This window comes from Proteiniphilum acetatigenes DSM 18083 (assembly GCF_000380985.1).
Lineage (GTDB): Bacteria > Bacteroidota > Bacteroidia > Bacteroidales > Dysgonomonadaceae > Proteiniphilum > Proteiniphilum acetatigenes.
Genome location: NZ_KB905695.1, coordinates 90,547 through 102,787, shown reverse-complemented (window position 1 = coordinate 102,787; position 12,241 = coordinate 90,547). Strand labels below are relative to the sequence as shown.

The following is a 12,241-nucleotide window of genomic DNA, read 5'->3' as shown; positions in this document are numbered from 1 at the left end:
ATCCCGTCAATCTATCATCTTTCTTTTCAATCTTGCGATTTATCCGATGATTCCTAAAATGTCAGACTGACGCATGATCAGGTATTGTACACCATCGATTTCAATTTCAGTGCCTGCATATTTTCCATAAAGCACTTTGTCGCCTTGTTTGACGACCATTTCTTCGTCTTTTGTACCTTTTCCCACAGCTACTACTTCACCTTTCAGCGGTTTTTCCTTTGCCGTATCGGGAATGATGATTCCACTCACTGTCTTTTCTTCTGCAGCTGCCGGTTTTACCAGCACTCTGTCTGCCAATGGTTTAATATTCATACGATTTCTTTAATTTTTTATTTCGGTGTATGGAACTCGCAGTAATCATGTACCAGACCTTAATGATTTGAGTGCTCGTTTCATACTACGAAAATTGATGTTAATATAATTAATGTTAGTTATCTAATTGACATTACCTCAACAGCGAATTCTGTGCCAAATTTATTCAAATCATTTTTCTGACAAAAAAACAATCGACCTGAATAGAAACTGACAAATTTCCTGCCAAAATTTCAGTCCCACATCATACATGAAATCCCCAAGGTCGAAAAAGTTCTCGCTATGGCATATTATAAGGTAAACTTTGTTGTTTTCAAATCTTATTATACTATTTTCCCGTTTCTTGTTACCTTTGCAGTGAATTAGGAGGAAAGGGAAAGTGATGAATAATTGAAAATTGAAAGTTGAAAATTAGTAATTCCAACATCCCAAATCTAAAAAGTCCTTATTCTATGTTCTCTTAAGAAACAAAAGTTTCAACGCATTTTTTGAGCGGAAAAAACATTGTGGAATGCTTTATTCTAAAGAAAATGAAAAAAATATTTCTATTTCTATCTATTGTCATAGTATTTACCGTACAGGGACAGCCATACACACGTATCGTGTCGCTGGCTCCCTCATTTACGCAGAGTATCTATTATCTGGAAGCGCAAGACAATCTTATAGGATGTACAAGCTATTGCGTGGCAGCTAAAGGGGACAACAAAGAGATCGTATCTTCAGCAGTAAAAGCGAACGTGGAAAAGATTATCAGCCTGAAACCCGATCTGGTATTGGCGTCGGGACTGACCAACCCCAAGGACATAGAATTATTGAGAAAGGTTGGAATAAAAGTAGAGATTATCCATTCTCCAAAATCTTTCCGGGAAATATGTAGCCAGTTTATACAGATGGGTAAGTTGGTCGGCAAAACCGAAAAAGCCAATACGCTGATAGAAGAAAGCGAACGTACCATCCAGGAAATAGCAGAAAAGAACAAAAACAAAACAATGCGGAAGATGTTTTTCCAAATCGGAGCCAATCCATTGTTTGCCGTTACGCCCAATACATTCATGGATGACTATATGACATTCCTCGGCATCGAAAATATCTCAAAAAAACTGACACAAGGTGCTGTTACGCGGGAATTCGTTATCGCTAATAATCCCGATTATATTTTCATTGCCACCATGGGTATTGTAGGAGAAGAAGAACTGAAAGCATGGAGCAGGTATTCCAGTCTCAAAGCAGCCCAGAATAAACAAATATATATCATCGACTCCGATATAGCCTGCCAGCCGACTCCCATTACTTTTATACAAACAATAAAGTTGATGGATGAACTGATCAATAAGTAATCAAATGAGACAATTAGGATTAATACATATATATACAGGCGATGGAAAAGGCAAGACAACCTCAGCCGTAGGATTAGCTGTACGAGCCCTGGGGAGTGGATTCAAGGTTTGCTATTGTTCTTTTCACAAACGCCCCGAAAAATACGGTTATGCCGAAATGGAAAGCCTCAGAAAACTCGGAGCAACAGTACTGAATTTCGCCAAAGGTCATCCCCATCTGGATAAAAGTATCGATGGAAACCAAATCAAAAAGGAAGTTCCGGAAGCTATCCAAACTATTAGAGAGAAACTGGCAACCGAACATTATGATCTGCTTATCTTAGACGAAATACTTATTTCAGTCCGAGATCAATACCTGGACGAATCCATATTACTTGATTTTATAAAATCCAAACCGACCAATATAGAACTCGTAATGACAGGCAGGGCTGCCACAGATAACGTGATGGAACTCGCTGATTACGTTACGTTCTGTAAAAAGCTGAAACATCCTTATGACCGGAAAATACGGAGTCGGAAAGGGATTGAGTATTAAACGCCGACAGAACTATTTCCGAAATATATGTTAAGCAACAAAGGAATGGGACAAAAACAATGGATCTGGGGTTTATATGTCCTGCTACTTCTGGCAGGGCTCATAGTTGCATCCATACTGTCACTGGGGATGGGTGAAATCTCAATACGAATCGGAGACCTGCCACATATCTTTTCCGAAAAGGAGAGTATGGAGTACGGCGTATTGGCATACATCCGTATCCCCCGCACATTACTCGGCCTGACCATCGGCGGAAGCCTCAGCCTGGCCGGAGCCATATTACAGGGGATTTACCGAAATCCTTTAGTAGAACCATATACGCTTGGGATCTCAGGCGGCGCCTCGTTGGGTATCACCTTTGCCATTGTGGCCGGGCTGCATCTGCTCAATATCCTGTTCCTGCCGTTGGCCGGCTTCCTTGGCGCTTTTGCGACCATCTTCCTTGTATATACCCTCAGCCTCGGAAGAGGCGGACTCAGTGTCAACCGGATGTTACTGATCGGTGTGATGATCAGCTTCATCGCTTCTTCACTAATGATGTTTCTCATGTCCATCACTTCCACGGACAATATCCATGGTATTGTTTTCTGGATGATGGGGTCGCTCAACGAAACGAACAGCACTATGATCACGGTAATGATTGCCCTTTCTCTCTTCTGCCTGATCGTATCATACCTGTTCGTCATGCCACTCAATGCACTTCGACTGGGAGAGGAAAAAGCCAGGCACCTCGGATTTAATGCAAACAGTGTGATCCGTATACTGTTCATCATTACATCACTGCTTACCGGAGCATGCATTGCCGTGGCAGGGGTCATCGGATTCGTGGGACTGGTTATCCCACACATCGTACGCCTATGGGTAGGTACCGATTATCGTATACTACTTATCTCATCTTTCCTGAGCGGCGGCATATTCCTGATCCTGTGTGATGTAATTGCACGTACTATCATCTCGCCCAACGAACTGCCTATCGGAGTAATTACCGGTATTGTTGGCGGCGTGGCCTTTATCGTTTTATTGAGTAACTCAAGACGGAAAGAACTCAGACGATATGATGATTAGTTGATGTGATGATGTGATGATGTGATGATTGAAAAAAAGATTGAAGAAGATAGATGAGGATTGAAGGAGATTGAATAATTTATGTGAATTCTTTCTTACTTCTTTAATTTTTCACTTTTAGTTTTGATAATTGATAATTGATAATTGATAATTAGTAATTTAACATGACTCCTTTCCTCGACATACAAAACCTCTCCTGCGGATATAGCAGCGGTTTCCGGGTACACGACATCAACCTGTCGCTCACCGAAGGGTCGTTTGCGGGTATCATCGGGCCCAACGGATCCGGGAAAACCACATTATTCAGGGGGATCTCAGGAGCACTGCCTTTGAAGGAGGGACACATCCTGCTTGAAGGAGCCGATCTGTCGAAACTTACATGGAGGGAGAAAGCGCAAAAACTCGCCATCGTCTCACAATTCTCCGAAACAGCAGAACTCTCTGTAGAGGAATATGTGCTGATGGGACGACTACCCTATCGTCAACAATTCCAGTTCTTCGACAGGAAAGAAGATATCGAGATAGCGCATCACTATATGCATTTGACCAACACCTTTCGCCTGCGCAACAAATCAATGACAGAATTGAGCGGCGGTGAGCGACAAATGGCCAATATTGCCTGTGCCCTTTCGCAACACCCCCGCCTTTTACTCCTGGATGAGCCTACATCACATCTCGACATCACTCATCAGATGCAGTTCATGAACCTGATCCAACGGCTGAACGAAGAGATGAAACTAAGCGTGATGATGATCATACACGACCTCTCCCTTGCCGCCGAATATTGCGACTTCCTGCTGATGATGAAAAAAGGGACAACCTTTTACCAGGGAGCACCCGAAGAGGTTATCACTTATGAACATATCGAAAATGTGTACGACACAGTAGTGATCGTGAAAACCAATCCCGTATCAGGCAAACCGGTAGTCTTTCCCGTATCCGAACAACGGCTGAAAAACGGGAAAAGATAAAAGTCCGTAAACTCAATGTCCCAACTTACTTTCTATAAGCTGGATCATGATGTGAATTACTTTAATATGTATCTCCTGTATTCTATCTGAAAAAGGAGTTTCGGGACTTGCTATTGAAACATCGGAGATGTCATTAAGTCTATTCTTTCCTTCTTTTGTCAGAGAAACAACTTTCATATCAAGTTTTTTTGCTTCGTAAGCTGCCCTGACTACATTCTCTGAGTTTCCACTGGTACTTATAGCCAGGAGTACATCATTTTTATTTCCTGTTGCTTCAACAAATCTTGAAAAAACGTCATCAAACGAAAAATCATTTCCTACACATGTCAGATATGCCGGGTCATTAATAGCAATTGCAGGATATGGTTTTCGATTATGTCTGAATCGCCCGGTCAGCTCTTCTGCAAAATGTGCCGCATCGCACATTGATCCACCATTACCACACGAAATTATCTTTCCGCCGCCAGCCAGACAATCAGCCATAATTGTCGCAGCCTGATCTATCAGTTTTATATTAACCGGCTTATCAATAAACTTTTGTAAGGTCGACAAAGCCTCAGACAAACTATGTATAATTTTATTCATATCGTTCATGTCCATTCTGAAATAGTTACTTTCCATATTCAAATATCAGTGAACTACGGGGTTCACTTAAGGTCAATTGTAGGCCTTTTCTCAATTCATCTCCCGTTTTGACAAAACTCTCGCCGGTATCTCTGTCAGTAAGTGTGTAAGTTTTCTCCGGATCAACGGCCGAAAGTTTGACCATTATAGTTTCATCCGGGCTTTGATCTCTTCTGAAAGCTACTATTATTCCTGTGTCATCAGAAGGTCTGTGTAATTGATATGCCAACCAGATATCATCAGTTGTCATATCTTCATAAGAGGTCAATGGATAATAGTCTTCATAAAAATAAGGTCGTACATCCATGAATTCCCTGAAACATCTCTGCATCTCTGTAAAAGAGGAGGAGGCTTCCGTTATTTTCCAGTTGAAAATGACAGATGTACCTAAACTCGAACGAAAAGTAAATTTATCATTTTTTTCAACCCCTGTACCTGTCAATGGCAGGAAGAAACTCAACCCGTAAGTATGGGTCTGATATCCGATTGGTTCACCATAGCTATAATCGGTACGCCATAACGGGGCGCTTCTTTTCATCGATTCAAAATCGAGACGTCGTCCGCCACTCGCACAATTGTCGACTATAGCCTCAGGAAATCTCTCCAGCAAATAATCCCAGAAAGCATATAACCCTTCTATATGGCGTATTTCACGCATTCCGGTACGCCCGGGTTCGTCATTTTCTCTCCAATAGTCATCTATCCTCATATTGAAATCCTGACGATAATAATCGATACCGTTTTTCTCCATAAAATCTCCAATAAATTTGCAGAGCCAGTTTAGGGCATCTTTATTACCTAAGTCAAAAAGATAGGCATCTGTTCCTTTGGCATCGAGCATCCATTGTCTATGTTCTGTACCCCATTTAGACTCCTTTATTACTCTTTCGGGTTCAAACCAAACCATAAATTTGGCACCCGCTTCATGTACGGCATCCGCAATTGGTTTTAAACCTCCGGGAAATCTGTTTTTATCGATTTCCCAATTGCCTACCGTATTTGCCCAGTTCTTGTTATTCTCTACTTCATTTGCTTTTATATACCAACCGGCGTCTAACCAGAACACTTCAGGCACAAGTTTAAACTTTTTGTAGCGGTTAATCATAGCCAACGCATAATCAGTAGTCAAACAGGTATATTCGTTACAGGGATGCGGATCCCCATAATTGAAGCTGGTTGACACCGGATATACAGCAGGTTTTCCATTGATTTTAGGTGCCTGGTGATTTATCATAAACCGTCGGAATGCATTGTGACCACTCATGCGATTTTCATCATTCCAGAACAACAGGCATATACTGGGTGTACGGATAGACTCATTTCCATTTAAATAGGTGTTGAGATTCTTCATTCCCGCGTCGAAAGATATCGCATTATCCGATTTTTTTTCAAAGCAAGAATACCATGTTCCGGTCCAACCTATAGCGAACATAGCGCCCTGTCCTGAAGTAGATTCTATATTAAAGAACGGAAAAGCGTGGTCGGACGAACGTCCGTCGCGTGGATAAATTTCAAAGGACTCTCCACCCGCCAGGATTTTCCTGCGTGGATGGAAATCACCTCTGGATGGAGTACTGCCATCGGCATAATGTACTATTATTTCACCGTCAGATGCATATTGGAAATCTATATCGATAACTTTTACCTGTTCAATAGTAGATGAATTTCCGGTTAAGCCATTGGAAAAACCTAACACCCACTCCACTGCTTTGTATTCAGGATAATATTTCAGATTACACTCCACACTCATTTTTGTTTTTTCATCCTGCCACCTGTAGATATTGTTAAAAACACCTTTCTCGATCTCGCCTAATTTCTGTGACGAAAATTTCCATTTCCTGATAAAATTGCCTGAGTGCTCACTATTATATACAAAAGAAAAAGGAGGTTGCTTACCCTTTCTGAAGTTGTCTTCTACCCAGTTTTCAATTTTCACTTCCTTTTTACCAAACTTCGATATAGCCTGGCCGTATGAAGAATTGGAAATAAATAGTGACAAAATGATGATATATAGCACAGTATATTTATTCATAATCTAGATATATTACTTAATAATTTCATAATGCAACAACAGGGATCCTTTCGGCTGTTCTATACTCAGTTTGAATCCCTCTGACAACTCTTTACCGGTCTTCACCAACGTGAAATTCTCATCATCCTTATTGATGACCTTATAACTTTTATCGGCCTGGACTCCTCCCAGTTGGACAACCAGGCTGTTGTCTTCCGATTTTTCGCGACGAAAAGCCACAATAATCCCACTTTCATCTGATGGTCTGTGCATCTGGTATGCAAGCCAGATATCATCTCTTGTCAGGTCTTCTATTCCGACAAGAGGATAGTAATCTTCATAAAAATATGGACGAACCTCTGCGTATTCTTTCAGGCAGTTTTGCATATCGATATAAGATACATTTTTGTCTGTTATCTTCCAGTTATAGATCAATGCACTGCTGATGCTCGAACGGAACGAATAAGAATCTGTCTGCAGAATACCTGTACCATGTAATGGTAAAAAGAAGTTTAACCCATAGGTATGTCCCTGATAACCATCCGGATCATCATAATGATAGTAATCACTTCTCCAGAGCGGCGCACTTCGGGAAATGGTCTCCAAATCCAAACGACGTCCTCCGCTCGCACAATTGTCAATCAGCAGTTCGGGAAATTCTGCCATCAAATCATCCCAGAAAGTATAAAGTCCTTCAATATGTCGTACTTCTTTCATTCCGATACGTCCGGGCTCATCGTTTGCTTCCCAGTATGCATCCGGCCTCATATTAAAATCCTGCCGATAGTAATCAATCCCGTTTTCACGAATCATATCAATAATCCATTGAGTCATCCATTTACGGGCCTCCGGATTACCCAGGTCGAACAATAACCAACCGTGCAGATGGCTATCCGGTAACCGAAGCATCCACTCCGGATGTTCTACCGCCCATTGCGTTCCTTCGATCACCCTCTCCGGCTCGAACCACACCATAAATTTTGCACCTACTTTGTGCGCTTCATCAGCAATAGGTTTCAATCCTCCTGGAAACCTTGACTTATCAACGGTCCAGTTACCTACCGTATTTGCCCAGGTCTGATCCGTCTCAAAATCAGCCGCACCGGTATACCACCCGGCATCCAGCCAATAGACTTCCGGTATTAATCCGAATTGCGTGTAGCGTCGGATCATAGCAATAGCATAATCTTCGGTCAAACAGGAATATTCCGTGCAGGGAGCCGGATCCCTATAGTTAAATCCGCTGGAGAGCGGATACTTTGCAAATTCCCCGTCAATCTTTCTACTTTGATGCGCCAGCACAAACCTCCTGAATTTGTTGTGCCCGTCTATTCTATTTTTAGAATTCCAGAAAAGCAAACACATAGACGGGGTACGAATTGTTTCACCCGTTTTGAGGTAACTCTCAAAGCGTTTCATTCCCGACCGGATAGAGATGCTATTATCTGTATTTTGCACAAAATCGCTTACCCACGTACCAGACCACCCGATTGCAAACATAAATCCCTGGTCCGACGGAGATTCAATATTGAAGAAAGGAAATGCCGTTTCGGAAGAGCGACCCCCTTCAGGCATATGCTGAATGGTTTTGCCTTTTGTCAACACTGTTGACCGGGGATGAAAATCAGCTTTGGATATGTGATTACCTTCTGCCGAATGGAGAATAAAATCACCTCTGTTGGCATACTCAAAATCCATATCGATCACGTTCACAGATGATATGATTTTAGAATCCCCAGATCCGATATTTGTAAAATGCAATACCCACTTTACAGCATCGTAATCGGTATAGCCATCCACATCACAATCTATCCTAAGACCGGCTTGCTTACTTTCATACGTAAAACGATATTTTACAACATTCGCTTCGTCACTGACAAGCTTCTGCGAAGAGTAACTCCATGCTCGTAAAAAGGATTCAGACTCTTTTCCATCATAGACAAAAGAAAAAGGAGGTGTTTTACCTTGTGCGAAAGTTCCGTTAATCCATTGAATTATTTTTACCGGTTTATTCGCATACCTTATCTTTTGCTGTGCTTCTAATTGCGTCGGGCAAAGGAATGTCAATACCAACAAAGAGATAAAACAAACCATTCCACTTTTACATATCTTAAACAACATACTTATAGTCAATTATTTATTACTAACTCCTTTAACCTTACCAATCAACCATACCATATACAGCCACACAATGGTTATTACGAGTAAAGCTGCTATCTGAGTACCGAATTTGTCCGAAACAACACCAAGCAAGGGTGGCAACAAAGCGCCTCCCGAAACACCCATGATCAGAAGTGCGGAAACTTCATTGGCCCGATCAGAAACACGTTTTAACGACAGTGAAAAGATAATGGCAAAAAGATTGGCATAGCCTAATCCGAAAATAACCACACAGGCCAGCATTGCCCATAAATTTCCGGTCATAAGCATCCCCACAAGTCCTATCGCGGCTAACAATACACTAAAAGTAAAAAATTTAGTCTCAGAATATTTCAACAAGAATATTCCACCTCCCAGAGCACCAAGTGTGCGGGCAAAAAAATAAACACTATTTCCCAATCCGGCTTCGTTTAACTCAAGTCCGCATCTCTCCATCAAAAGTTTTGGGAAAGTCGTATTCATTCCGACATCGACGCCCACAAGAACCAATATTCCAATAAAAAAGGCTACGATATATGTATCGTTGAACAATCTAAAGGTCATTCGAAATGAAACCGTTTCTCCTTTTTTCGATTCCTCGATCGGAGTAAGCCACAACCAGACAAGGGCAATCAGAGAGGTAACAGCATAAACCGGGAATATCAGTTTCCAGCCAAAAGCCATTCCTGACGCCCAACTTGTAATGATAGGCCCAAGAAACGAGCAGACAGCTTTTACAAATTGTCCAAGAGTAAGTGTACCGGTCAGCTTTCCTTTTTGTACTACATCTGTCACTAACGGATTGAGGGCGACCTGTAATAAGGTATTTCCTATCCCGACAACAGCAAACGCAATCATTACCATTATAAAATCATACGAAATGATTGGAATACAAAAAGCAATAACCTGCAGTACAAAACTTAAAAGTACTGTTCTTTTCCGGCCAATTTTATTCATTAGCATTCCTGTAGGTATGGAAAGCACTAAAAACCAAAAGAAGCATGACATAGCCAACATATTGGCTAAAGTATCATTCAGGAAAATAAAATCCTGTTTTACATAGTTTATGGCAATTCCGATAATATCTACAAATCCCATAATAAAAAAACCAAACATTACGGGCAGTATTTTTATTCCGATAGTATCTTTTTTCTCCATAGAATTTATGTTAGAGTATTTATTACGGCATCCGTTTTTATTTCTGACGGCAAAGTACCACTGAATTTTCCCTGACTTCAAGACAAAGTCTCTCCCCATCTGCTTTAGCAGTCTCTGTGGACATAATCAGACCGTCATCTTCCGGCAAACCATTCTCTTCATACCGATATATGTCGAAAGAACCTTTTACCAAAGCGTTATTAATTGCCAGCAATTGTGGGGAGTCAGACCCGTTTGCAAACACATAGGTCCACTTCCCTTCCCTATCCTTAAATGCAGAACCTATTGCATAACTATCATTAAGATCAATCGGATAGATTTTGGAGCCTGGTTTTAAAAAGCGAGTCAGCAACGAGTATGAATAATATTGGGGACGTACTTCATAATCTTTCTTTATTCGGCTATAAGTAGAGTCCGTTCTATAAGCTTCTTTCATATACTTCCACAGTCCCAGTTGCTGCATTTGCTGATAATCGGCATCTCTGCCATAATACTGATCAATCAGGCTCCAGTAACTTACTCCGGCGGCTCCCGCATTGAAGAAATTAAGCACCAGGCGAGTCATTAACACCCCACGGGCATACAGGTCGATATCCCTCTGCCGGGTAGCTCCCACACACTGATTCGATCCAAATTCCCCTACCAAATGCTTTTTACCTGCCTGAGCTGCGATATTTACATTATTCTTTTCCCAATCATAAATCACATCATTCGGTGTATCATAACCAAAAATATAGGTATGAGAGTTGAATACATCCGCTACATCCGATAAATTTTCAGCACAATCCACCAGGTAAAAGGTCCTGGTGTCCGTATTATCCGACAGATTAAACCTCACTTTTTCCCTTATACCCTCTTTTTTAAAGCGACTATCCAACACTTTTGCCATTTTGATATATTCGGAAGAAGTCAGCAGAGGTCCACCGTCAGGCTCATTCATAGGTGTAATCTCTTTTACACAGCTATAATCGCGGTCTTCAATAAGGTGTTTGATTAACGTTGAAAAATTTTCTGCCCATTCGTCATAATCCACAGGACCTGTGATCCAAACACCTTCTTTATCCTGATCGGCCATAAAACAGGTCTTGACATGTGAATATCCCGGATCCAACAGAGAAACATTTACCGGACATCCCCATACAACGATACAAACCTCCATTTGTTGTTCCTGTGCCAGATCTAGCACCTTGTACAAAGATTGCATCTCCGGAGAATCAAATGTAAACTTACCGATATCTGTTATATGCGGATCATTGTTATCATTTACAGGTTCATACCATTGGGGTAATACCATCACCCTGAACTTTTGCAACTCCATTTTTTTTACTCTGTCCACAACATATTGCCAGTCCGATTCTTTGGAACCATCATTGCGCGTCAGATTTTGAGAAAAAAAGTGAGGGTCCAGTTCTGTACCCATTGCTTCCAGTTCTGTGCCGGTTGGTACACCGACAAAAACATCAGTGTATTCCTTTTTATTACACGAAATAACGGTAATAAACATGATAAAAAGAGAAATAATTCTATTTTTCATAGTCGTACTATTTTTATTTTTTCATTTACTTTCATAATTTCTTGCAGCATATATAACAGGTTCCCCTACTAAATCAGGGACCGTAGGGGTATGCCAGAAAAAAGAAGGTATAAGGCCTATCTCAAACTCTTCGGCCGACTTTACGAAAGCATCCAGATTTTGGAAAAACTTTTCCTTATCTGTCAAATAAAGATCCCAGTTTTTTGGCCAATATCCTGCAAGTGAAAAACGAATGAAAGGGACATTACGCTCTTTGAGATAAGCAAAACCTATTTTATACGAATCATCGTCATACTGTCCCTCATCTAACGTACGTGTAAACCCGTTGAAATAGTTAACTCCTATCCCCTTGTAGGGAACTCCATTCAATAAAAGCTCTCCATTTGCTGACACAGAAAGTCCGGGATATTGATCTTTCTTTGGAGGAATTTCAGTATCATCATCTGGTGGTATTTCTGTTTTACCTTCTTTCCCACACGAAAACAAACAAATGAAAACGAATAAAGAGAGTAAAAGATACTTTATTGATAATTTCGTTTTTAATAACGTATACAT

11 protein-coding genes are annotated in these 12,241 nt (G+C 41.0%); 4 read left to right on the top strand and 7 right to left on the bottom strand.

Annotation, left to right across the window (positions count from 1 at the left end):
• Positions 1-39 precede the first annotated feature (39 nt).
• Positions 40-312, bottom strand: a complete 273-nt coding sequence (locus tag F597_RS0106915; RefSeq protein ID WP_019538999.1) for a co-chaperone GroES — start codon at positions 310-312, stop codon at positions 40-42.
• A 530-nt stretch (positions 313-842) separates the two neighbouring features.
• Between F597_RS0106915 and F597_RS0106910 the strand changes: the two genes are divergently transcribed.
• From F597_RS0106910 to F597_RS0106895, 4 genes are all read left to right on the top strand, one after another.
• Positions 843-1,649: an ABC transporter substrate-binding protein gene (locus F597_RS0106910; RefSeq protein ID WP_019538998.1), complete on the top strand. Its 807-nt coding sequence runs from the start codon at positions 843-845 to the stop codon at positions 1,647-1,649.
• Between the two features lie 4 nt (positions 1,650-1,653).
• Positions 1,654-2,184, top strand: coding sequence for a cob(I)yrinic acid a,c-diamide adenosyltransferase (locus F597_RS0106905; RefSeq protein ID WP_019538997.1), 531 nt, complete (start codon positions 1,654-1,656; stop codon positions 2,182-2,184).
• Positions 2,185-2,211: 27 nt separating this feature from the next.
• On the top strand, positions 2,212-3,249 hold the full coding sequence (locus tag F597_RS0106900; RefSeq protein ID WP_019538996.1) for a FecCD family ABC transporter permease: 1,038 nt from the start codon (positions 2,212-2,214) through the stop codon (positions 3,247-3,249).
• Positions 3,250-3,413: 164 nt separating this feature from the next.
• Positions 3,414-4,220, top strand: a complete 807-nt coding sequence (locus tag F597_RS0106895) for an ABC transporter ATP-binding protein (protein WP_019538995.1) — start codon at positions 3,414-3,416, stop codon at positions 4,218-4,220.
• 12 nt (positions 4,221-4,232) lie between these two features.
• On the opposite strand, the gene F597_RS0106890 is transcribed toward F597_RS0106895, so the two are convergent.
• From F597_RS0106890 to F597_RS0106865, 6 genes are read right to left on the bottom strand one after another with little or no spacing between them, the layout of a single operon-like run.
• Complete coding sequence (locus F597_RS0106890) at positions 4,233-4,805, bottom strand: SIS domain-containing protein (protein WP_026327212.1); 573 nt, start codon at positions 4,803-4,805, stop codon at positions 4,233-4,235.
• A 25-nt stretch (positions 4,806-4,830) separates the two neighbouring features.
• Positions 4,831-6,876 (bottom strand): glycoside hydrolase family 36 protein, encoded by a 2,046-nt coding sequence (locus F597_RS0106885; RefSeq protein WP_019538993.1) that lies wholly within the window; start codon positions 6,874-6,876, stop codon positions 4,831-4,833.
• A 12-nt stretch (positions 6,877-6,888) separates the two neighbouring features.
• On the bottom strand, positions 6,889-8,976 hold the full coding sequence (locus F597_RS0106880; RefSeq protein ID WP_019538992.1) for a glycoside hydrolase family 36 protein: 2,088 nt from the start codon (positions 8,974-8,976) through the stop codon (positions 6,889-6,891).
• Between the two features lie 12 nt (positions 8,977-8,988).
• Positions 8,989-10,152, bottom strand: coding sequence for an MFS transporter (locus F597_RS0106875; RefSeq protein WP_019538991.1), 1,164 nt, complete (start codon positions 10,150-10,152; stop codon positions 8,989-8,991).
• A 37-nt stretch (positions 10,153-10,189) separates the two neighbouring features.
• Positions 10,190-11,686, bottom strand: a complete 1,497-nt coding sequence (locus tag F597_RS0106870; RefSeq protein WP_157278996.1) for a glycoside hydrolase — start codon at positions 11,684-11,686, stop codon at positions 10,190-10,192.
• Between the two features lie 21 nt (positions 11,687-11,707).
• Positions 11,708-12,241 (bottom strand): hypothetical protein, encoded by a 534-nt coding sequence (locus tag F597_RS0106865; protein WP_019538989.1) that lies wholly within the window; start codon positions 12,239-12,241, stop codon positions 11,708-11,710.